Origin of the sequence: Streptomyces sp. NRRL F-6676 (genome assembly GCF_000725625.1) — a bacterium.
Taxonomy (GTDB): domain Bacteria; phylum Actinomycetota; class Actinomycetes; order Streptomycetales; family Streptomycetaceae; genus Streptomyces.
Genome location: NZ_JOHS01000021.1, coordinates 15,277 through 36,973, shown reverse-complemented (window position 1 = coordinate 36,973; position 21,697 = coordinate 15,277). Strand labels below are relative to the sequence as shown.

At 69.4% G+C, this 21,697-nt stretch carries 22 protein-coding genes and 1 tRNA gene; 19 read left to right on the top strand and 4 right to left on the bottom strand.

The genetic code is table 11. The features are described from left to right. The first annotated feature begins 430 nt into the window (after positions 1 to 430). From IO29_RS38535 to IO29_RS15700, 3 genes are all read left to right on the top strand, one after another. Complete coding sequence (locus tag IO29_RS38535) at positions 431 to 1,816, top strand: PIN-like domain-containing protein (RefSeq protein WP_158709342.1); 1,386 nt, start codon at positions 431 to 433, stop codon at positions 1,814 to 1,816. A gap of 72 nt (positions 1,817 to 1,888) precedes the next feature. Beyond that, the gene (locus IO29_RS15705; protein WP_030380079.1) at positions 1,889 to 2,809 is read left to right on the top strand and encodes an FkbM family methyltransferase; all 921 of its coding nucleotides are present in this window, start codon (positions 1,889 to 1,891) and stop codon (positions 2,807 to 2,809) included. 37 nt (positions 2,810 to 2,846) lie between these two features. Next, positions 2,847 to 3,422 carry a hypothetical protein gene (locus IO29_RS15700; protein ID WP_030380078.1) on the top strand — a complete coding sequence of 192 codons (576 nt, stop codon included), beginning with the start codon at positions 2,847 to 2,849 and terminating at the stop codon, positions 3,420 to 3,422. On the opposite strand, the gene IO29_RS15695 is transcribed toward IO29_RS15700, so the two are convergent. Further along, positions 3,398 to 4,168, bottom strand: a complete 771-nt coding sequence (locus IO29_RS15695; protein WP_030380077.1) for a glycosyltransferase family 2 protein — start codon at positions 4,166 to 4,168, stop codon at positions 3,398 to 3,400. The two genes, IO29_RS15700 and IO29_RS15695, sit on opposite strands and share 25 nt — an antisense overlap. A 2-nt stretch (positions 4,169 to 4,170) precedes the next feature. Next, complete coding sequence (locus IO29_RS15690; RefSeq protein WP_030380076.1) at positions 4,171 to 4,959, bottom strand: GntR family transcriptional regulator; 789 nt, start codon at positions 4,957 to 4,959, stop codon at positions 4,171 to 4,173. 941 nt (positions 4,960 to 5,900) lie between these two features. Between IO29_RS15690 and IO29_RS15685 the strand changes: the two genes are divergently transcribed. The 13 genes from IO29_RS15685 to IO29_RS15625 all read left to right on the top strand — a co-directional run bounded on the left by IO29_RS15685 (position 5,901) and on the right by IO29_RS15625 (position 16,572). Then, positions 5,901 to 6,170, top strand: coding sequence for a DUF6284 family protein (locus IO29_RS15685; protein ID WP_030380075.1), 270 nt, complete (start codon positions 5,901 to 5,903; stop codon positions 6,168 to 6,170). After that, positions 6,167 to 6,616, top strand: a complete 450-nt coding sequence (locus tag IO29_RS15680; protein WP_030380074.1) for a Pycsar system effector family protein — start codon at positions 6,167 to 6,169, stop codon at positions 6,614 to 6,616. Before IO29_RS15685 ends, IO29_RS15680 begins: the two co-directional genes overlap by 4 nt. Before the next feature lie 56 nt (positions 6,617 to 6,672). Then, positions 6,673 to 7,731: a conjugal transfer protein gene (locus tag IO29_RS15675; protein WP_420705381.1), complete on the top strand. Its 1,059-nt coding sequence runs from the start codon at positions 6,673 to 6,675 to the stop codon at positions 7,729 to 7,731. Next, a complete protein-coding gene (locus tag IO29_RS15670; RefSeq protein ID WP_030380072.1) occupies positions 7,728 to 8,339 on the top strand; it encodes a GGDEF domain-containing protein in 612 nt (203 codons plus the stop codon). The genes IO29_RS15675 and IO29_RS15670 overlap by 4 nt, the downstream gene beginning before the upstream one ends. Continuing rightward, complete coding sequence (locus IO29_RS15665; protein ID WP_030380071.1) at positions 8,336 to 8,674, top strand: RRQRL motif-containing zinc-binding protein; 339 nt, start codon at positions 8,336 to 8,338, stop codon at positions 8,672 to 8,674. Before IO29_RS15670 ends, IO29_RS15665 begins: the two co-directional genes overlap by 4 nt. 78 nt (positions 8,675 to 8,752) lie before the next feature. Beyond that, positions 8,753 to 10,975: a cell division protein FtsK gene (locus tag IO29_RS15660; protein WP_030380070.1), complete on the top strand. Its 2,223-nt coding sequence runs from the start codon at positions 8,753 to 8,755 to the stop codon at positions 10,973 to 10,975. 141 nt (positions 10,976 to 11,116) lie between these two features. Next, positions 11,117 to 11,386 (top strand): hypothetical protein, encoded by a 270-nt coding sequence (locus IO29_RS15655; RefSeq protein ID WP_030380069.1) that lies wholly within the window; start codon positions 11,117 to 11,119, stop codon positions 11,384 to 11,386. Then, positions 11,383 to 11,577, top strand: a complete 195-nt coding sequence (locus IO29_RS15650) for a hypothetical protein (RefSeq protein WP_030380068.1) — start codon at positions 11,383 to 11,385, stop codon at positions 11,575 to 11,577. Before IO29_RS15655 ends, IO29_RS15650 begins: the two co-directional genes overlap by 4 nt. 15 nt (positions 11,578 to 11,592) lie before the next feature. Continuing rightward, the gene (locus IO29_RS15645; protein ID WP_030380067.1) at positions 11,593 to 12,048 is read left to right on the top strand and encodes a hypothetical protein; all 456 of its coding nucleotides are present in this window, start codon (positions 11,593 to 11,595) and stop codon (positions 12,046 to 12,048) included. A gap of 89 nt (positions 12,049 to 12,137) precedes the next feature. After that, on the top strand, positions 12,138 to 12,983 hold the full coding sequence (locus IO29_RS15640) for a bifunctional DNA primase/polymerase (protein WP_030380066.1): 846 nt from the start codon (positions 12,138 to 12,140) through the stop codon (positions 12,981 to 12,983). Positions 12,984 to 12,985: 2 nt separating this feature from the next. Continuing rightward, positions 12,986 to 14,464, top strand: a complete 1,479-nt coding sequence (locus IO29_RS15635) for a hypothetical protein (protein ID WP_030380065.1) — start codon at positions 12,986 to 12,988, stop codon at positions 14,462 to 14,464. Between the two features lie 452 nt (positions 14,465 to 14,916). Continuing rightward, on the top strand, positions 14,917 to 15,120 hold the full coding sequence (locus tag IO29_RS15630) for a helix-turn-helix domain-containing protein (protein ID WP_030380064.1): 204 nt from the start codon (positions 14,917 to 14,919) through the stop codon (positions 15,118 to 15,120). Between the two features lie 66 nt (positions 15,121 to 15,186). After that, positions 15,187 to 16,572, top strand: a complete 1,386-nt coding sequence (locus IO29_RS15625) for a tyrosine-type recombinase/integrase (protein ID WP_030380063.1) — start codon at positions 15,187 to 15,189, stop codon at positions 16,570 to 16,572. 46 nt (positions 16,573 to 16,618) lie between these two features. Here IO29_RS15625 and IO29_RS15620 read toward each other — a convergent pair. Then, positions 16,619 to 16,693: transfer RNA gene (locus tag IO29_RS15620), tRNA-Thr, on the bottom strand. Positions 16,694 to 16,936: 243 nt separating this feature from the next. Here IO29_RS15620 and IO29_RS15615 point away from each other — a divergent pair. The 3 genes from IO29_RS15615 (at position 16,937) to IO29_RS15605 (ending at position 19,717) form a co-directional block, all read left to right on the top strand. Then, positions 16,937 to 18,073, top strand: coding sequence for an ABC transporter ATP-binding protein (locus tag IO29_RS15615; RefSeq protein ID WP_030380062.1), 1,137 nt, complete (start codon positions 16,937 to 16,939; stop codon positions 18,071 to 18,073). 242 nt (positions 18,074 to 18,315) lie between these two features. Beyond that, on the top strand, positions 18,316 to 18,768 hold the full coding sequence (locus IO29_RS15610) for a hypothetical protein (protein WP_030380061.1): 453 nt from the start codon (positions 18,316 to 18,318) through the stop codon (positions 18,766 to 18,768). Between the two features lie 217 nt (positions 18,769 to 18,985). Then, positions 18,986 to 19,717 (top strand): nucleotidyltransferase family protein, encoded by a 732-nt coding sequence (locus tag IO29_RS15605; RefSeq protein WP_030380060.1) that lies wholly within the window; start codon positions 18,986 to 18,988, stop codon positions 19,715 to 19,717. Positions 19,718 to 19,843: 126 nt separating this feature from the next. Here IO29_RS15605 and IO29_RS15600 read toward each other — a convergent pair whose 3' ends face one another. After that, on the bottom strand, positions 19,844 to 21,610 hold the full coding sequence (locus tag IO29_RS15600; protein WP_234307531.1) for a DoxX family protein: 1,767 nt from the start codon (positions 21,608 to 21,610) through the stop codon (positions 19,844 to 19,846). Positions 21,611 to 21,697 lie beyond the last annotated feature (87 nt).

Below are 21,697 nucleotides of genomic sequence, written 5' to 3'. Positions count from 1 at the left end.
GACCGAGCCCCCTGTCGGATTCGAACCGACGACCTACGCATTACAAGTTGTCCGATCTTGGTCCGGGGGTGTCCGGGGGCAGTCACCAACCGCGCTCCGCGCCTGCTCAGGCCCCTTCGTGGACTTCACTGGACGGCAACGGACGGGTGCGGAACCGCAGGACGTTGAGACCAGGATTGAGACCATCGCCGCCATGCGGGACACACATCTCCAAGCCTTGCCATCGGGAGCGTGGCGTCAGCTACCCCCGCGCGCCACGCCGCGCCGTACCGCCAAGTCTCGTCGCCCGTACGCCCCAGCCTGCTTCCGCACTCGTCCGGAATCCCCGGACACCAGGAAAGCAAGCGTGCCAAACTTCTCTGTGCACACGATACGTCGAACGCATCGTCACTGAGACAGGGGAGCAACATTGACCGCCGAAAATCAAGACATGACTAAGACCGCCAACCAATTATCCTCACGGGGAATCTTCGATTGTGATGACGCCTACAGGACCCCACTCCGTGAGGATTATGAGAACCTTTTTGATTCCGGAATTGTGGTGCTAGACACCAACGTCCTACTGAACTTGTACCGGAGTAACGAACGCACTAGGAGAGATACCCTGCTCGTCCTGAGGAGACTTCGCGATCGCCTATGGATACCACATCAAGTCCTTTCTGAATTCTGGCGAAATCGCGACCTCCCTTCCGTACGAGGGCACCATCGCACAAAAGCGCGAGACACGTGTGCGGCACTAGACAAAGCACACCGCTCTATGGGGGACGCGTTGGATCGATGGCTCAGAGACGTCCACCTGTCCAGCGACGCCAACGCCATAGAACGCCAGCGTCGCAGCAGGGCCTCGATCAATAAGGCAGTAACCGAGCTGAAGTCTTTCATCCAAGCACAGGCAGTACGAGATGCCTTGAAGGGAGCTTCGTCCACACAGACCGATCCAGTGCTTCTTGAACTTGATGGATTGTTGCGTGGGCGAATCGGAGATCCGTTCTCAGACGAAGCACTGAAGGCTGCGATTCGCGAGGCTGAAGCCCGAGCAGCCAGACACGTACCGCCAGGGTATGAAGATTTCAAAGACAAGCCCGCAAAACAGGCTGCTGGCGATTACCTGGTCTGGGCTCAGCTTCTCGATGAAGCAGAGAAACGCAGGAGCGACGTACTATTGGTAACCGGTGACGTGAAGGCCGACTGGTGGCACCCCGGGTCTAACCATGCACCAGCACGCCCTCGGCCTGAGCTAACAGTTGAGCTCCGCAAGAGAGCCGGCTCCCAACTATATATGATCACTCCTAGTCAACTACTCGCACACGCCAACGAAATATTCGACATGCGGGTAGACAAAAGATCTGTAAGCGATCTGCAAACGACAGAGAACGAGCGAGATCACCATCCCCGCTTTTATAACCGCACAATTGAGCTGATTCTTCGTCAGCTTTTCCCCGAGGCGCAGACACTGAGTCTTGACAAACAGATTCACATGGGGGCACGGACACCCATCCCGGACATCACTTTCATACATCCGAGAATAAAAATCGGACTTGAGGTGAAGAGATACATCGAAAATGTCGAAGATGATGACATTCAGTACCTCCCAGAGATGATTGAGAGACACGACCTACAGGCAGTACTGATCGTGTCAAATACGCCACTTTCACCTGCGGCACTGCAGTACCTCACGGAATCGACGCGCGAATCAAAAACGCTAGCATCGTGGGTAAGGATCCGCGAATCAAACGTTGACACCCCTGAAAGTCAGGAAACTTTGAGGTTGCAGATCAAGCAATTCATTGAGGCATCGTCCCAAGTACCCCAATAATCGATAGCGGTCTGCTCGGCAACTGGGCCCCAGCCTTGCTGCGCCCGTCTTCAGCAGCCGCAGGAGATCACTATGGCGAGTTTTACTATTTTTCCTCTGGCCGTGACGCGGGCCTACGTCCGATACGCCCCCGGCACCGTAGCCAAGCCGCGCATCGTCGGCGCCCATCTAAACAACTCATTGCGGGAAGCGGCCAGGCGTCGGCAGTGCCGTACTCGCTTTGGGGCGCGGTTCAACGTCGATACGCGGGACCTCATTCAGCGGTACATCTACGTGTTCGGCGTGTGGGAGCCGAACCTCACGGGCTGGTTGAGTAGCCGTCTCAAGCCCGGAGACGTGTTCGTAGACGTAGGGGCGAACGTGGGGTACTACTCCGTGCTCGGGGCGCGGTTGGTCGGACCGAGCGGCGGTGTCGTCGCGGTTGAGGCGTCACCGCCCTTCGCGGAGCTACTGCGGGAGAACCTGCGGCTGAACGGCGCGGGGAACGTACGCGTGGCCAATCAGGCCGTGTCCGACCGCGAGGAGACGCTCAGTCTCGTGCTCGCCAGTTCCGCCAACATGGGGGCGAACAGCATCGTCCCGTACGAGGGCCCGATTGAGGCCCGGTACGAGGTGCCCGCCTCGCCGTTGCATCAGTTGCTGTCCGACGACGAGGTTCAGCGGGCCCGCGTCATCAAGATTGACGTGGAAGGCGCAGAAGGGAAGGCCGTGCGGGGCCTCGCTCCCCTACTCGGCCGGCTCCGGCCCGACGCTGAGATCACCGTGGAAGTCACGCCGTCCCGGATGGCAGAGCTGGGGGACTCGGCCGCTGAGTTGCTGAGCACCTTCGCGTCCGCCGGCTTCCATCCGTACCGCCTCGCGAACGACTACTCACCGGCCTCCTACCCGGCCGCGATACACGCGCCGCTGTCCCCATTGCCGCGCCTGGAGGGCGACGTGACCGGGGAATCGGATCTCGTCTTCTCCCGGGTGGATGCCGACCGCCTGCCCTGAGATCATGTCCGCGGTCGCGGACACAGGGGGAGCCGGGGTGGACCTTGTCGGGCAGGTCGTCACAATCGCAGCCGTCGTGATCGGTGCGTTGACGACGCACCTCACGAACCACCTGTTGGAGCGGCAGCGTGTCCGGCACGTCCTGCTCACCCGTTGGGACGAACGGAAGCTGGAGACGTACGCGCAGTATGTCGACGCCGTGCGTACGTGCATTTACAGCGCCGTGGCACTCTACGAAGCACGTACCGGTCTCGCCCAGCCGATCCGCCCGAACGACCGCCTCACGGAGGACCTGACGGATGCGGAGGCCGCGCGGAGTCGGGCTTTCGAGCGGGTCATGCTCCTTGCGCACGAGGACGTGATTGAGGCCGCGCACGCGGTGAACACCGCAACGAAAGCGGTGGACTGGCGAGCCCGCGGGACGACGGAGGGGCCGCTGTCGGAGTGGCGAGACCTCAATCGTGAGGCGTTCCGTGCCATCAACGCGTTCCACGAGGCCGCGCGCGCAGACCTGGGGGTGTTGGGCACATTCCAGAGCGCGGACCACTCGGCCCGCGCTCTGATTCTTCCGGAGAGCCGACGGGAGAGTCAGCCGCCCGCCGCCGGGGAGTAAGACCAGTTCGTGGCCGCCAACGCCTCGGCTCGCGCCTGAATCACTGCCATTCGGGCCTCCCGTTCGGCCGGCGCGGTATGTGCGGCGTCGCTCGTGACCTGGCCGGGCCACTTCCGGTAGAAGAGTCCGGTTTCCGCGTGGAACCATCCCGTGCTCACAGCACTGAGCGCGAGGAGCAATCCGGTGTCCTCGCTCGCCGGAAGAGCCATCCAGCCTCCGAGCGACAGCAGCAAGTCACTGCGCACAGCCAAGGTCGCGGGATGCACAGGGGCGCGGAAGTCGTGCGTCTGCCAGTACTCGAGGACGCTGCCCCGGGCCAGTTCCCCCTCGGGCGGGTCCCCCTCGAATCCCACCGTGCTGCCGTCCGGAAGCAGGTCGAGCACGCGGGACGTGGCCCAACCGACATCCGGTCGCCGCTGGAGAGCGTCAATGTCTCGCGCGAGCGTGCCGGGCGGCAGCTGGTCGTCGGCGTCCAGCACCTTCACGATCTCGCCGCGCGCACGGGCCAGGCCAAGCATGCGCGCCATCGCGGCTCGTCCCGAACGGCCCTGCCCGAACGACACCCGGGCATCGTCCGGCACGTGCGGCTCGACGTCTGTGCTCTCGCCGTCCTCCTGCACGATCCACTCCCATCCCCACCCGGGCGGAAGCTCCTGTGCGAGCAGGGACTTGTACGCGTCCGGGAGGTAGTGCGCGCCGGGAGCGTGCACCGCCGTAAGGACGGAGATCGTCTGTGTGGGAGCCACCTTCACCACTTCCGCAGGGGGGTCACAAAGGTCAGTTCGGTCCGGTCACCGGGGAGAATGACCCGCGAGTACTCCACAACTCGGCCGTCTGTCGCTCTCGACGTCTTGCGGAGAACGATGACGGAGACACCCGGAGAGACTGCCAGTTCCTCGGCTTCTTCGACCGTAGGCGGCCGGGCAGTGACCTGCTCCTCGATGGAGCCAAGTTCGATGCCGACGGTATAGAGCTGGTTCTGGGTACCGCCCGGCCAAGGCTCCTTGCCGGCGTCCAGAAGCTCCGGGTTCGGCGCAATCATCTCGTGCACGAGATATGAGGAGATGAGCGAGAAGGGCGCGTCTTCATCCCGCTGCCGCGTCCGGTAACGCCGTTCGAGCAGCCTCGTCCCTGCCTCGACGCCGAAGACGCTGGCTAGTTCGTCGTCCGCCGCGATCTCGGCGTACTCCGCATGAAAGACGAGGTCGGAGAGGGTGAGACCGGTGTCGTGCTCCGTCGATCCCGTCTCGGCACGCTCCTCCAAGGGGTTGCGAGCGCGGTCCTTCTCCCACTGGTGTCGCTCGTTCGACCGCAGGTTGCGGGTCCGCTCCTTGCGCACGAAGGTGCCGCGGCCATGGACGCGCTCAACAAGCCCTTCGGCCTGAAGCACGCTCATCGCCTGCCGCATCGTCGGCACGCTCACCCGGTACTTCTCCGCGAGCGCGGTTTCCGCGGGCAGCCGTTCCCCAGGGGCCGGCCGCCCGCTTCGGATCTCTTCGCGCAGTTCGTCCGCGATCTTCTCGTACCGCTTCGCCATGCGATCTCTCCTCACTTCGTAGCCCCCACAGCCTAAGTCCTCATGAGGTCTTGACGACTGACTGCGACACAGGCCATAGTCGTGGCCGACTCCTAAAGAGGACTTCTCCTCAACAGGAGTTGAGGTCTTGCTATTCCTGTGCCCTTGCGGCACGAGAAGGCGAGCGAACGGCAGAGGGCGGGGACGCTGCAACTCCGCTAAAGGCCAGGTGGAACAGGGCTTCGGCCCGTACTGGCGAGGTGGCCCGGTGACCGCGAGCAACGGCCGGAGGGTGGGGACGTGGTCCCCCTTGCAGTGCTTTTTCGTGCCCCTTCGACCAACGGGAGACCTCATGCACCAACGACAACTTCGGGCGTCGCCGTGATGGACCAGCCGGCGGCGCCTGTACAGCACTTCGGTCCGCCTCTGGTTTCGCAGCGCTGACGCTGCGGCCGGCTGCCTCTCCCACCTGTCCGGACCTCGCTTTGAGCGTGGGGCCGTACGGGTGGGAGCGCGGGGAGCCGGAAGTACCGCTCCACAACAGGAGCGGCCCCCGGGTGGCACCCCGAGGACCGCGTACAGGCACCTGCATAGGAGGCACCTGTGGTCACGAGTCTGACAGACGCGGAGCGGGCGGAACTCGCCCGTAAGGCCGCTGAGGCGAACAAGCGCAGCGAGGACAACGCCCGGGCTCGGGGTGGTCGTTGATGGCCAGCACCGAGCACGAACGCACCAAACCGCCGCTGCCCGTTCGTCCACCCCGTCCGCACCCGCACGCGGCCTGAACAGCCGCCGCTTCTACCGCCCCGATGGTCGCAGGCCGGGTTCGACTCCCGGCCGGGGCACTCCGCTCCCTGTCGCACATGCGGCAGGGGCCCACCACAACGGCGAGCACCCCCGGAGCGGCTACTCCGGGGGTGCGGTTCGGGCCGTTGCCACCTTGCGAGAGGAACCACGACCCAATGAAAGACATCGTTACTGTTCAGGACGCTGTTACCGCGTTCGCCGACTTCATGGAGCCGACGGACGCGGAACTGGACGCGATCGAGCAGGAGATGCCCGTCATCCTGGCGGACGTCGACCTGTTGGACGCGCACATCGCCACCCTGGACCGCACCCCGAGCGAGCTGGACGACCGCCGCATCCGCCGGGCCCGGCGCCGGGCGCTGGCCGTACAGGTCGCGCTGGTCAACCGCACGGCCGGTACGAACCTGGCCGGGGGTGCCGCGTGAACACCGCGACAGAGAAGAACCTGAGCGCCGCCCACGCGGAGGTCAAGGCGGAGATCGCACGGACGGACGCGAAAACGGCGCTGCTGCTGGCGTTCGTCGGCGCCGTCCTCGCCGGCGCCTGGACGGTCGCCCGCGACCTCCCGCTCAACACAGCCGCCTACCTCACCGGCGGCGCCGGTCTGACGCTGCTGGTCGGCGCGGCTGGTCTGCTGCTGCGGTCGGTCCGTCCGAACCTGTCCGGTCGGCACGGTTTCCCGCTGTGGGCCAAGCTCACGGCTGAGGAGATCACGGCGACGGTGCAGCGGGAGATGGCCGCCGACATTGCCGGGCTGTCCCGGCTGGCGGTCGCCAAGTTCGCCAGTCTGCGCCGCGCGGTCGACCTCATCGCCGCCGGCGGACTCCTGCTCATCCTCGCTGCGCTGATCACGGCAGGGGGTGCGCTGTGAGTGCCGCCAAGCTGTCGCGGGTGCAGGTCGGGGTGTTGACGGCCGCGTTCGTTCCGATGCTCGCCACCGGCGTGGTCGGCGGGATCGGCACCTACAGCAACATCGGTCACGCCTACGGTGCCGGTACCGCGCTGGGGGCGCTCGCCGCCGGTGAGGGTGCGACGGCCGTCCTCGCGCTGGTCCTGCTCGGTCTGACGATGCTGGGTCAGTCCTCGCCGGGGATCGTGCGGGCGGGGTTGTGGGCGCTGCCGGCGGGGGCCGCCGTCATGGGTGCGATGGCCGCGCCCGACCTCGGCCGCACGATCATCTACGCCCTGACCCCTATGGGCATGTCCGTCTCGGCCGAGGGCATGGCGTTCCTGGCCCGGCGGATCGTGGTCCACACCGACGGCCGCGACGCGGAGAACGAGCGGCGCACCGCCGACCTGGTGCAGGCGCTCGCCTACCACCGGGCCCGCGCCGCCCACCACCCCAGTGACCGGGTCAAGAAGTGGTCCGAGCGCAAGTCGTGGCGGCTGGCCCGCAGGGTCGGGGTCGGTGATGTGGCGCTGGGATCGAGGCTGCTGGACGTCCAGCGCGATCGGATCACCGATGGCGCGGACGCCGCTCTCGCGTCGATGTTCGTCGGCGTGGCCACCGTGCCCGCCCTCGATCCGACTCCGGGCACGAATGCGGAGGAATCTACCGAGACGACAAGGAAACGGTCTACGGCTGACCTGCGTGGATCGACCCCGGCGCCGGTGGTCACGCTGGCCCGGCTGACCGTGCCGGAACCGGTCGCGGTCGACGCGGGCAAGTCGATTCCCACCCTCAAGCCGTACCCCGCCATCCCCGCCCCGGCTCCCGCCCCGATCGAGACACCCTCGCGGCGGAGCGTCCCGGCGGAATCGACCCGGCCGCGTGGGACAACCGGCCGTGTCCCCGACGCGGCGAAGTCGCCCCGTTCCAAGCGCACCTACGAGGAGTTGCTGAGCGAGGCGCGCGCGGCCGTGGCTGGTCTGCCGGACGGGAAGGTGACGGCTGAGGGTATCCGCCGTGCCGTCCGCACGTCGCCGGTGAACGCCCGCAAGCTGCGTGACGCCCTGCGTGCCGAGCGGGCGGGGGCGAGCGCGTGAGTCTCCTCGCCGTTGCCGCCGCCGCGCTGCCTGCCGTCGCGTGGTCCGTCCACGCCGTGTGGATGGTGCGCCGTCTGCATGCCGCGCGTCGTGACCCGCTGACCGGGCTGTGGACGCGGGAGGGTTTCACCCGCCGGGCACGCCGTCTGCTGCGCGACAAGCGGGCGGTGGTGGTGCTGGCGGACGTCGACCGGTTCAAGCAGGTCAACGACGCCCACGGCCACGCCGCTGGTGACGCCCTGCTCGCCGCCGTCGCCGGCCGCCTCGCCCACGGCGTCGGCCGTGACGGCGTGGTCGGCCGACTGGGCGGGGACGAGTTCGCCGCCGTCCTGGTCGACCGCGACCACAACGCCCCCGAACGCCTCGCCACCCTGGCCCGCGTCCTCGCCCGTCCGATCGACGGCGCCCCCGAAGTGCACACCACGGTGTCGCTGGGCTGGGTACGCCGATCCGATCACCCGGGCGAGGACCTGTCCGCCCTGCTGCGGCGGGCGGATGAGGCGATGTACGCGGCCAAGCGCACCCCGCACGGACTGCGCCGGGCCCGGATCGGCCGTCTGCTCGCCTCCGTTGCCGGGCGCCGCTCCGGCCGGCGCGGCGCGGCATGAACACGCTGCCTGTCCACCCCTGGCACCTGGCGCCGGACGGCTTGGCCACCCGGCGCCAGCTGCGGGCACGCGGGCTTCGGCCCGGCGGGCAGGACGTGGCCGCGACCCTCGAACGCCCACGACGGCGCCGGGCGCCGCTGGTCGCCTACCTCTACCGCGTCGACCTGGCGCTGCCGGTCCGCCCGATGACCCCGGCGAAGTGGGCCGCGCTCGCCACCGCAAACACCGCCCGCCGCACCTGCCCCGAGTGCCGGCGCGACGCCGGATACGTCATCCCCGCCTCGCTCGGCACCTGCGTGCCATGCGCCTACCCCGAGGAACAGCGCGCCGCATGAGCGGCGGGCCCGGCCGCTCACCTCTCACAGCGCCGGCCGGGCCCGCCCGTCCCTCCCCTGTTCAGGAAGGAACCCTCAGTGAAGCACCCCGACGACGACGAACTGTTCAACCGACTGGAAGCCGAGATGACGGCCGACGACGTCCACGTCGTCGACACCGGCCGTGACCTCGACGCGTTCCGCGACCTCGACTCCCGCGTGGTCGACCTGCACAAGGCCCGTGTCGCCCGCGAGACGGCCCCCGCCGATGCCGAGTCGGAGGACTCGACCGCGCCCGTTATGGTCGACCGCCCCGCGCCGGCCGTGACCGGTCCGGGCTACCTCGGTCGGCTGGCCGGTGCCAAGCGGCGGGACGTGGTCCCGCTGTGGCTGCGCTCGGTCGCCGAACTCAAGACCGCTTCCGCGTGGGTGGCCCGGCACTACGTCCACGCCACCGGGTACCACGCGTTGCGCACCCCGGTCTACGCCGCCCGTCTCGCCATGCAGGCCCCTGCCGGTCTGGCCCGCTTCGTGGGCGGCACGATGCGGTGGATGGCCGACCGCGAGGGCGAGCCCGTTCGCCTCGCCGCGGTGCGCCGCGAGGACGCCGCCGGATACCTCAAGCTCTCCCGCCAGCGCGACGGCCGCGTACGGCTGCGGACCCTGGTGGCCGTGCTGGGCATGTTCGTCGGCCTCGCTCTCGCGCTCGCCCTGTACGTGCTCGCCCCCGACTGGCTGCAAGCCGTCTCGGTCAGCGCCCTGGTCCTCGCGCTGGGAGCGGCCGGCCGCAAGGCGGACGCACCCGTCATCCACCGCGCGGTGGAGCTGCCCAAGGCCACCAAGCTCACCAGTGACATCGTGCTGCGCGCGCTGGGGGCGATCGGCATTCCGGCGATCAATCAGGCGCAGTCCAAGGGCCGGGACGGGTTCGAGTTCACCGCTCCCATCAGCCGCGACGGCCCCGGCTGGCGCGCGGAGGGCAACCTCCCCTTCGGCGTGACCGTTACGGACGTCATCGAGAAGCGCGAACGCCTCGCCTCCGGTCTGCGCCGCCCGCTGGGCTGTGTGTGGCCGGAAGCGGAGTCCGAGGAGCACCCCGGGCACCTGGTGCTGTGGGTCGGGGACCAGACCCTGAAGGCGGCGCCCAAGCCCGCGTGGCCGCTGCTGAAGTCGGGCACGGTCGACCTGTTCAAGCCCGTCGCCTACGGCACCGACCAGCGCGGACGCTGGGTCGCGGTCACGCTCATGTTCATCGCCGGCATCATCGGCGCCATCCCGCGTATGGGCAAGACGTTCCTCCTGCGTCTGCTGCTGCTCATCGCCGCTCTCGACCCGCGCGCGGAGCTGCACACCTACGACATGAAGGGCACCGGCGACCTCGACCCGGTCGGCGAGGCCGTCTCCCACCGCCACGGCGTCGGCGAGGAAGACGAAACCCTGAAGTACGCGCTGGCCGACTTCCGCGCGCTGCGCGAGGAACTGCGCCGCCGCACGAAGGTGATCCGCTCCCTGCCCCGGGACATCTGCCCCGAGTCCAAGGTGACCAGCCAGCTTGCCGACAAGCGCTCTCTCGGCCTGCACCCGATCGTCGTCGGGGTGGACGAGTGCCAGGTGATGTTCGAACACCCCGAGTACGGCAAGGAGTTCGAGGAGATCGCCACCGACCTGGTCAAGCGCGGCCCCGCCACCGGGATCGTGCTGCTGCTCGCCACGCAGCGCCCGGACGCCAAGTCGCTGCCCACCGGCATCAGCGCCAACGCCAGCACGCGGTTCTGCCTGAAGGTGATGGGCCAGACCGAGAACGACATGGTCCTCGGCACGAGCAGCTACAAGCGCGGGGTGCGGGCGACGATGTTCGCGTGGGGCGACAAGGGCCTGCACTACTTCGTGGGCGAGGGCTCCGACGCCCGCATTGTCTCCAGCACGTTCCTTGACGCGCCCCTCGCCGAACGCGTCGCCGCCCGCGCCCGCAAGGTGCGGGACAAGGCGGGGATGCTGTCCGGCTACGCGCTCGGGGAGGCACCGGAGGCGGTCACCGGCCCCACCTACGACCTGCTCGCCGACGTCGCCGCCGTCGTCCCCGAGGGCGAGGAACGGGTGTGGAACGAGCGGATCGCCGCCCGCCTCGCCGAACTGCGCCCCGAGGTCTACGGCGGCTGGAAGGGCGAGAACGTCACCAGCGCGCTCAAGCCGCACGGCATCCGCACCCGCGACGTGGCCGGCACCACCGAGGACGGCACCCGCACCACCCGGCGCGGCATCGTCCGCGCCGACGTCCTCAAGGTGATTGCGGAGCGTGACGGAAAGCCGGGCGCCGCGTAGGGCCGAACCGGTGCTACCGGTAGCACCCGCACCTGCTACCGGTAGCACCCCCGCTAGCAGCCCAAACCCGCACCCATCTGCGATCTAGCGGATAGCACCCCACCAGCTAAAACCCCTGGAAACCCGCCCGGAGGGCCCCCAATGACCCCCATCCTCGCTGCTATCGCCTGCCTGATAACCGTCACGCTCGGTTACGGCGGACTGTGTGCGGCCTCGCCGTTCGGCAACTGCCGCAAGTGCCACGGCATGGGCCACAAGCTCACCACTGACCGCAAGGGCCGCCTCAAGCGCGGCAAGGACTGCCGCCGCTGCAAGGCCACCGGCAAGCGCGTCCGTACTGGCCGCTGGCTCTACAACCGCTGGGCGCGCATCTACCGCGCCGGCACCGACACCCCAGGAGGGTCCCGATGATCCTGAACATCTCCGCCGTGCTGCTGTTCGGCGCCGCCTCCGCCTTCGCCGTCCGCACCCGCTCCGCCGGCGGCGGCGCCGCCCTCGTGCTGTTCCTGTTCGGGTTCTTCACCGCCGGCACCGGCGCCTACGAGCCCATCCACAACCTCGTGCAGGCGTCCGCCGACGCCCTGTCCGCCCTCGGCAACTGAAGGAGGCACCCGGCCGTGAATGAACCCACCACCCACCACGCCGCGTCCCTCGTGGTCCACCACCCCACCCCGCTCACCCTGGCGGCCATGCACCCGGCACCGGTCGTTCCCGTTCAGTCGGGCGCCGTCCCGGCCGTCGCGAGCGTTGTCCTGCCGGACGGCCGCATCGTCACCGGCTACGCCGTGGCACCGGCTCAGCCGGAACCGCTCGCCGCCAAGCCGGCCGTCTCCCGCGCGGCGGTGAACCTCGCCCTCGGGGGCGTCGGGTTCCTCGCCGTGTGCGGCGGACTGTTCCTGCTCACCTCGTTCATCGCCGCACTCACCGCGTTCATCGGCCAGCTCATCATCCTGGCTGCCGTAATCTTCGGCGGCTGGATCGCCGTACAGGTGTTCAGCGGCGGCGGCCACCGGAGCGGGACCACCGTGAACATCCGCAAGGCCGTGATCAAACGGAACCACTTCCACGGCTGACTACGCCAAGGGCGGCCCCTCCCTCTCGCCAAAGAAGCGGGGCCGCCCTTGCCCGCCAGAACCCCTCAAGGAACTGGAGACACCCCAGCATGACGCAACCCATGCCCGATCCGCAGCACACGGCACTGAGCCTCGCGGCGTCCGGAGTCCCGGTGCTGCCTCTGCGCCGTGGCAAGGTCCCGTTCGGCAACTGCCGTCTCTGCGCGGACAACGCGTGCGGCGGCCGGCCGAACATGAAGGTGCCGGGCCCGTGCCGGTGCCCCGGTGTCTGCCACGCGTGGGCCGCCGCCACCACCGACCCGACCGTCATCGGCTCGCCGGCGTGGGCGGCGGCGTGGCGGCGCGCGGTGTGCGTCGGCTACCACCCCGGCGGCGCCGGGCTGACCGTGGTGGACCTGGACAACCCGGCCGCCGTCGACTGGGCACGCCAGACCTTGCCCGCCACACGGACCGTGAAGACGACGCGCGGTGAGCACTGGATCTACCGGGGCGTCATGCTCTCCCGCAACGCCGCGCGCCCCGGCGTCGACATCAAGTCGTCCATGTCCTACGCCCGCTACCTCGGACCCGGAACCGGCCCCCTGACTGCCCTGCCGGACACCGTGCGCGCACTGGCCGCGAAGACGCCGCCGCCCGCCCGTCCGGCGCCGACCGCCGCTGTGCCCGCGAGCGTCGGCGGGGAGTGCCCGCACCGCACGCCCGCCTACCTGGAACGCGGCATCGCCATGGCCGAGCAGCAGATCACCGAGGCGTCCGGCGGAGTGCACGCGACCGTGTACCGGACGTTCCTGGCGGTGCTGTCCCGGCACGGCCGGTGCGGCTGCCTCACCGACACCCACGTCACCCGGTTGTTCACCGCCGCGCAGAGCAAGGGCGAGAGGGCCCGGCACTGCGCGGACGCGTGGAACAACGCCCGCACCACCTTGGGACTGTGACCATGTCCGACGACGACAAGACCCCGGCACGCGAGATCATCACCGACTACGCACAATCCCACTTCCGCTACTTCCGCACCGCCGACGGCACCGTCTACGCACAGCGCAACGGCCACCCCGTGGCCCGCCCCATCCGCTCCCAGGGCACCACCGGAAGCCACCGCCAGGAACTCATGGTCGGACTGTTCCGCGACGGCGTCGGCGTCTTCAACGGCACCGCCATGAAGGAAGCACTCGACCTGATCGAAGCGCTCGCGCTGACCGAGGATGTGCAGCCCGTGCACATCCGCGTGGCCCCCGGATCCGACGGGGCGACGTGGTTGGACCTCGGACGCGCCGACGGGCAGTCGGTGCGCATCCACCCCACAGGGTGGGACATCCGCACCCCCGACCCGCAGGAAGTGAGCTGGCGGCGCACCCAGCTCACCGGGGAACTGCCCCTGCCCGCCAAGGACACGAACGGCAAGGGCATCGATCTGCTGATGCGGCTGTGCAACTTCGCCACCGCCGAAACCGAGTGCCTGGCCATCGCCTGGCTCATCGGCTGCCTGGGCCCCACGGTGCCCGTGCCGGCGCCGTTCCTCACCGGCCCCCAGGGCGCGGGGAAATCGACGGGCGGCCGGATGCTCGTACGGATCATCGAGGGCATGACCGGCGACCTACGCCGGGCCCCCAAAGACGAGGAAAACCTGATCACGGCCGTAGCGGCCGGATGGGTGACCGCCCTGGACAACCTCTCCCACATGACCCCGGAACTCTCGGATGCGATGTGCTGCATCGTGACAGGGGCGGAGAACGTCAAGCGGGCGCTGTTCACCGACGGGGACGTCTTCCGCATCGGCTACCGCCGCCCCCTGCTGCTCACAGGTATCGACGTCGGCGTCATCCGCCCCGACCTCGCAGAACGACTCCTGCCGCTCCGCCTGGAACGGCCCCGGGTGCGGCGCACGGAGGCGGAGTTGTGGTCCGACTTCGCCGAGGTGCTGCCCGTCATCCTCGGCTCGCTCCTGGATCTCACCGTTCAGGTGCGCGCGGCTGAGGCGGACATCCCGACGGACCTGCGGATGGCGGACTTCGCGCACCTGTGCGCGCAGCTCGACGCCGCCACCGGTCTGGGGGCGCTGGCCGCCTACCGGGCCAGCCTGGATGACCTCAATGACGACGTCATCGAGGGCGACCTGTTGGCACAGACGGTTCTCAAGCACGCGGCCGGCGCCATCGAGCCGGGTACCGAGGAACGGATGACGTCCGCCGAATGGCTGCACGCCCTCACGGGCCTCTACAGCGGCGAGGAATGCCGCCCCTTGCCCAAAGGCTGGCCGACCACGGGCAAGGTGCTCTCAGACCGTCTCAAGCGCCTACAGCCCACCCTCGCGGCCCGCGGCGTCCTCATTGACTGGGGGCGCACCAAGACGTCTCGCTACATCGAGATCGCGCGCCCGGCCGCGCCGCCGTCCTCCGAGCAGGAAGCGGCCTTCTGACCGCCCGGCCCCCTAGACCGACAGGACAAGCAAGAGGAGCACCCGGTGACGCGTGCTCCTCTTGCTGTTCGGCGGCACCGCCGCCCTGCGATGGACGCGCCGCGAAGCGGCTCCTTCTTCAGTCTCTGAGCCGCGCACCACAACAGACACCACCCCCTCTCTGTCCGAAGTAGAGAGACGCTGCGTCACCTGCGTCACCCACACCCCGAAAACAGGCGATGACCTGCCGGAAGACGGGTGACGCAGCCCCCCAAATCCTGCGTCACCCCGCGTCACCCGCGTCACCCGATGACGGACGCACGCGTCACCCGATGACACACCCCCGCCCGGCTGCGTCACCACAAAACCGCAGGTCAACACAGCGAATGACGCAGATGACGCGGGTGACGCAGAAATCCACACCTCGGACACACGCGCGCCCTGGGAGCGCCAAGCCTTTAGGAGACACCCGGATGAGCACCGCGATAGCCGCTCACGTCGACCGTCTGCTCTACACCCCCGAGGAAGCCGCCGAAGTTCTCAGCTTCGGCCGCTCCACCGTCTACGAACTCATGGCCGCCGGCCAGTTGAAGTTCGTCAAGCGAGGACGCTCCCGCCGCATCAAGCGGAGCCACCTCGAAGAGTTCGTCAACGCCCTCGAACCACAGTCCCACTGATCCAGCAGCGCGAAAGGGACCCCGGGCCGCCCGCCCAGGGTCCCTTTCGCGTGTTCGGAGGAGTACATGAGCCCCCGCAAGCCCAACATGGAATCGTCCGTCTACTTCGGCGGTGACGGCTGGTGGCACGGTCGCGTCACGATGGGCGTCAAGAACGACGGAAGCCCCGACCGGCGTCATCGTCGCGGCAAGACCGAGGCGGAAGTGCGCCGCAAGGTGCGCGCGCTGGAAGCGCTGCGCGACAAGGGCCGCGCCCCGAAGGCCGGCCGCAAACCCACCGTGGCGCAATGGATGGAGACCTACCTCACCGAAATTGCGAGTCTCAAGCTCAAGCCGCGGTCCCTTGACGACTACTGGTCCAAGACGCGCAACGACATCATCCCCGGGGTAGGACAGCACCGGCTCGACAAACTCGCCCCGGAGCATCTGGAACGGATGTACCGCGCGATGCTCGACGAGGGCCACGCCCCCTCGCACGTCCTCAAAGTGCACCGCATCCTGTCCCGCGCACTCAAGATTGCCCACCGTCGCCGGATCATTAGTGAAAACGTGGCCACGCTGGTGGACCCGCCGACCGTGGACGAGACGGAGGCGAATCCCTTCACCACCGAGGAAGCCAAAGCCTTCCTCGAAGCAGCGGCCAAGCGGCCCACTTTCATGCGGTGGTGCGTCGGCGTCGGCATGGGATTCCGGCAGGGGGAAACGCTCGGGCTGCGGTGGGCGTACGTCGACCTCGACAACGAGTTGTTCCACCCGCAATGGCAGCTCCAACGGCTCACCTGGCGCCACGGCTGCGCCGACCCGCACGCCTGTGGGTCCCGGCTGCACCGCTTCGAGCCCTGCCCGCCGGACTGCGCGACGCACAAGGGCTACAAGCGCGGGTGTCCAAAGCCGTGCCCGAAGGGCTGCGCCCGCCACGCGAGCACGTGCCCGGAGCGCAAGGGCGGTGGCTTGGTCTTCACCCGGCCCAAGACCAAGAAAAGCAGGAATCCGGTACCGATCCCGCCCCCGTTCATCCCCTACCTGATCGCGCACAAGGAACAGCAGGACGCCATGCGCGCGGCGGCCGGCGACGACTGGCAGGAGTCCGACGCCGTCTTCGCCCGGCCCGACGGCCGGCCGATCGACCCCCGTGTCGACTGGGAGGAGTTCAAGGAGCTGCTGGCCGAAGCGGGCATCGATGACCGGCGCCTGTACGACGGCAGCCGGCACACCGCCGGGACGATCCTCAATGAGCTGGGGGTCGACATGCCCACGATCATGGAGATCCTGCGGCACACCCAGATCAGCCAGACACGGCGCTACGTCAAGGGACGCTCCCACCTCTCCAAGGACGCCATGCGCCGCATGGGAGACGCCTTCATGCCGCGCCAGGAACCCCCCACTGAGACCACAACTGAGACCGGGGACCGCCGAGCCGAGCGTGCCCGGCGCCGCCGTCGCGTCCGCTGAACACGAAACCCCAGCTCAGAGCGCATCTGAGCTGGGGTTTCAGCAGAGCCCCCTGTCGGATTCGAACCGACGACCTACGCATTACAAGTGCGTTGCTCTGGCCGGACTGAGCTAAGGAGGCGTGCACGCGGTACCGCACGGGCGTGCGTGTTGCAGTGTACCCATCGGCTCCGGGGGCCCTGTCAGGAATTACCGCGAAGTTCACAGGACCGGAACTACTGACAGATCAGGTGAACTACAGGTACCGTCCTGTGCCAGTTCACTCGTGTGGACCACACCACAACGGAATCAGCCGTAGTGGCGCACCACCTTCCACAACGGATCGTCCGGCACGTTCCTGCCGGTAGAAGGGGGCCCATTCACCATGGCCACTGTCCAGTTCGACAAGGCGACCCGGATCTACCCGGGTTCCACCAAGCCCGCCGTCGACGCGCTCGACATCGACATCGAGGACGGCGAGTTCCTCGTCCTGGTCGGCCCGTCCGGCTGCGGCAAGTCCACCTCGCTCCGCATGCTCGCGGGGCTCGAGGACGTCAACGGCGGCGCCATCCGCATCGGTGACCGCGACGTCACCCACCTTCCGCCCAAGGACCGGGACATCGCCATGGTGTTCCAGAACTACGCGCTCTACCCGCACATGACGGTCGCCGACAACATGGGCTTCGCGCTCAAGATCGCCGGCGTCAACAAGGCGGAGATCCGGCAGAAGGTCGAGGAGGCCGCCAAGATCCTCGACCTGTCCGAGTACCTGGACCGCAAGCCGAAGGCGCTCTCCGGTGGTCAGCGCCAGCGTGTCGCGATGGGCCGCGCCATCGTGCGTGAGCCCCAGGTGTTCCTCATGGACGAGCCGCTGTCCAACCTGGACGCCAAGCTCCGTGTCTCCACCCGTACGCAGATCGCCTCGCTCCAGCGCCGCCTCGGCATCACCACCGTCTACGTCACCCACGACCAGGTCGAGGCCATGACGATGGGCGACCGGGTGGCCGTGCTCAAGGACGGTCTGCTCCAGCAGGTCGACTCGCCGCGCAACATGTACGACAAGCCGGCCAACCTCTTCGTCGCGGGCTTCATCGGCTCCCCGGCGATGAACCTGGTCGAGGTCCCGATCACCGACGGTGGCGTCAAGTTCGGCAACAGCGTCGTCCCGGTCAACCGTGACGCCCTGAAGGCCGCCGCCGACAAGGGCGACCGCACGGTCACCGTCGGCGTCCGTCCCGAGCACTTCGACATCGTCGAGCAGAACGGCGGCGCCGCCTCGGCGCTCTCCAAGGAGTCCAAGGACGCGCCGGCCGGCCTGGCCGTCTCCGTCAACGTCGTGGAGGAGCTCGGCGCCGACGGCTACGTCTACGGCAGCGCCGAGGTCGGCGGCGAGACGAAGGACCTCGTGGTCCGCGTCAACGGCCGCCAGGTGCCGGACAAGGGCGCCCAGCTGCACGTCGTGCCGCGTGCGGGCGAGACCCACGTGTTCTCCACCTCCACGGGCGAGCGCCTGACGGACTGACCCGGGCACCCGCGCCGCCGTGTGACCGACGGCCGCGGCGATTCACCCGAGAGAACGAAAGAGGGCCCCGCGGCCGGCCGCGGGGCCCTCTTCGCTGCCCGCACGGATGCCGGAAAGACCCCGGCAGACCGGACGTTTCGAGCCGTGTGCGTCAACCCCGTACCCAGAATCATGGGGTTCGACATCCCCCGAACCGGTGACGGAATGTCCCCTTGTCATCACCGCGCGCTACGCTCACTCGCGTGAAGCACTCCACTACCTCGCGGACACGGCGCGGTCCGGGCCCCGCCCGCCGGATCGGCCGTTCCCTCGCCCTCGTCCTGCCCGTCGTCATGGTGCTCTCCGGAACACTCGCGGTCACCCGGGTCAACTGGTCCGGGAGTTCCTCCGACTCGGTGCTGGCCGCGTCCGACGCCGAGCTGTCCCGCCCCGCCGGTCACGCCAAGGCCCGCGCCCCGCAGGACGTGCTGCGCGACAAGCTCCTGCTCGAGATGCAGGAGAAGGACCCGGCCGTCGCGCTGACCCACCTCCAGCAGGCGGTCGACGCGCGCCCCTCCCTGGCGAAGCACTGCGCGTCCATCGCCCGGGCCCTGGGCCGCGCCGCGGTCCGTGTCTACGGCCCCACCCGCGCCCAGTCCTACGCCCGCCCGGTCTGCGACACGTCCTTCGCGACGGGCGTGGCAGCGCTGGGCTGAGCGGGGGGCGCTGCCCCGCAGGGGGCGCGCCCCGTGAGGGGCAGCGCCCCGTGAGGGGCAGCGCCCCGTGAGGGGCAGCGCCCCGTGAGGGGCGCAGGGAACTGCGCGGCCAGCCACGACGCACCTGCACCCGCCCACGCACAAAACCCCCGAGACCCCAGGCACCAAGCGAGGGCCATCAGGGCGCAGCCCTGAAAAGGCCCCCTAACCTATCCGCATGACCGATCCGACCACCGCCTCCCGCCCCCGCCAAGCCGTCATCCTGGCCGGAGGCCAAGGCACCCGGCTGCGCCCGTACACCGACGACCGTCCCAAGCCGATGGTCGAGATCCCCGGCACGGGCACGCCGATCATCGGCCACCAGCTCACCTGGCTCGCCGAGGCGGGCGTGACGGACGCCGTCGTCTCCTGCGGCCACCTCGCCGAGGTGTTGCAGGACTGGCTGGACTCCGCCGACCTGCCCGTCTCCGTCACCACCGTCGTCGAGACGGAGCCGCTCGGCCGCGGCGGCGGCCTGAAGTACGCCGCCGCGCACCTGCCCCACCCCGACCGGCCCTGGTACGCCACCAACGGCGACATCTGGACCCGTTTCCCACTGCGCGACATGGCGGACTTCCACACCGAGCGGGACGCCGTCGCGACCCTCGCACTGGCCCGCCCGCGCATCCCCTGGGGCGCCGTGCAGACGGACGGCTTCGGCCACATCACGGACTTCATCGAGTCCCCGCCCTCGCCCTTCGAGGTCAACGCGGGCGTCTACGTCTTCTCCCCCGAGTTCGCCTCGCTGCTGCCCGAGCGGGGCGACCACGAGCGCACCACGTTCCCCCGGCTGGCCCGGGAGCGGCGCCTGGCCGGCTTCCCGCTGCCGCAGGGCGCGTACTGGCGCGCCATCGACACGGCGAAGGACCTCCGCGAGGCCGCGAAGGAACTGGCGGGGCTCCCCCGCTGAAGCCCCGCTGAAGCCCCGCGGAAGCCCCGCGGAAACCCGTCCCCGGGACGGCACACGACGGCAGGGGCCCCGCGCACAGTCCGCGCGGGGCCCCTGCCGTTCACCGAGGTACGGCGTACTCGCGCCCTACCCCAGCAGCCCGCCCACCAGCCGGTCCGAGCCGCCGGAGCCACCGGAACCGTTGCCTCCGGACCCTCCGGTGCTGCCGGTCCCGCCGCTCGCCGTGCCGCCGGCGCCACCCGCGCCGCCCGCGGTGGACGGCCCGGCGCTGGTGCTCGGCGCCCGCTGGGCCGGTGTCTGGTTCTGCGGCGGCGCCTGCCCGGCCGTGCCCTGCGTCTGGCTGGGCTGCCCGCCGGTGACCGCGCCCGTCGTCCGGCTCGCGCCCGGTGCCGAGGCGGACCGCGACGGCGAGGACGTGGCCCCCTGCGACGGCGCCTCGGCCGAGGCCGACGGGTTGGCCTTGCGGTGCCGCGCGCCCGGCGTCTCCGGCAGCGGGGAGCCGGGCTGCTCGTTGTGCGGCGCCTCGCCGGGCCCCGGTACGACGACCCGGTCGGCGTCCCGCACCGCACCGCCGAGCAGCGAGCCGATCAGCAGCGTCAGCCCGGTGACGACGGTGGTGAGCAGGGCGCCCCGGCGCAGGACGTACCGCCGCAGGTCCCAGATGTCGGAGCGCGGGCCGAGCCGGCGCCAGGCCCCGGCGGCGAGCCGGCCGTCGACCGAGTAGACGGGCGCCCCGGCGATGATCAGCGGGGACCAGGCGGCGAGGCAGATGATGTCGGGCGCGTCGTAGACCGGGACGGTCTTCCAGCTGACGGTGACGATGAGCGCCGCCGAGAGCCCGGCGCCGACGACGGCCGCGACCCGCTGCCACAGCCCCAGCACGGTCAGGACCCCGACGAGCACCTGGAGGAAGGCGATGACGAGCCCGGCGCCGACCGGGTGCTCCAGCGCGAACTGCCGCAGCGGTTCGGCCGCCTCCCAGGGGTGCAGGGAGTTGAGCCACTTGACCATGGAGCCGCGCTCGCCGCCGTCGAAGTAGACGGGGTCGCACAGCTTGCCCATGCCGGCGTAGATGGAGATGAAGCCGAGGAAGACCCGCAGCGGCAGCAGCACCACGCCGAGGTTCATGCGGCGGCCGGGGTAGTAGGCGTGGCGCACGTCGGCCTGCGTGGTGCCGGCGTGCCGTCCGGTGCCGTCGGCGCCCTCGGCGGTCTCGTCGTCCGCGAACCCGCCGTCGCCGTAACCGTCGTGGCCGTCCTGGCCCGCGTCGCCGTACCCGGCCGTGCCGTACGCCTGCTCGTCGTACTTCTGTTCGCCGTAGGTCTCTTCGCCGTACGTCTCTTCGTCGTAGGCGCTGCCCATGCGGCGCATCTGGGGCAGCAGGCGGGTTCCGGCGGCGGAGTCGGGGGTGCGCGGGCCGCCCACGACCGGGGTGCGCACGGTCGCGTCGCCCATGTCGTCGTCGTAGCCGCCGTCCCCGGAGAAGCCGTCGACGCGGGGGATGACCTGCGTCGCCCCGGTGTCGCCCGCCGGTTCCTCGCCGTGGCGCACGCCGCCCGCCCGCACGGCCTGGAGCAGCCGGTGGGCGCCCGTGTCGTCGGGGGCGGAGCGGCCGCTCCAGACGACGGGGCGGCGCCGGGCCTCGCCGGGCCGGCCCGCGGGGCGCGCGGTGCCCTGCGTGGCGCTCAAGTGCCGTGCGACGGCGGTCGAACGGGCGCGGCGGGTCGACGCGCCCAGTTCCACGCGGAAGCTCGCATGGTTGACGATGACCTGCGCCGGATCGCTCGGCACCTTCACCATGCTCAGCGCGGGAGTGTCGTCCGGGGCCGGCGTCCCGAAGCCCGGCGCTCGGTCCCCCGAGGGTGTGCGGGGTGTTCTGGTGTCCACACTCATCTAACCGAGTGACGTGTCGTTAGGACACTGCTTTGACCCCGTCGATCTGTCCGGACCGCGTCAAGGTGGGCGGCCCTGCCCGCTTCG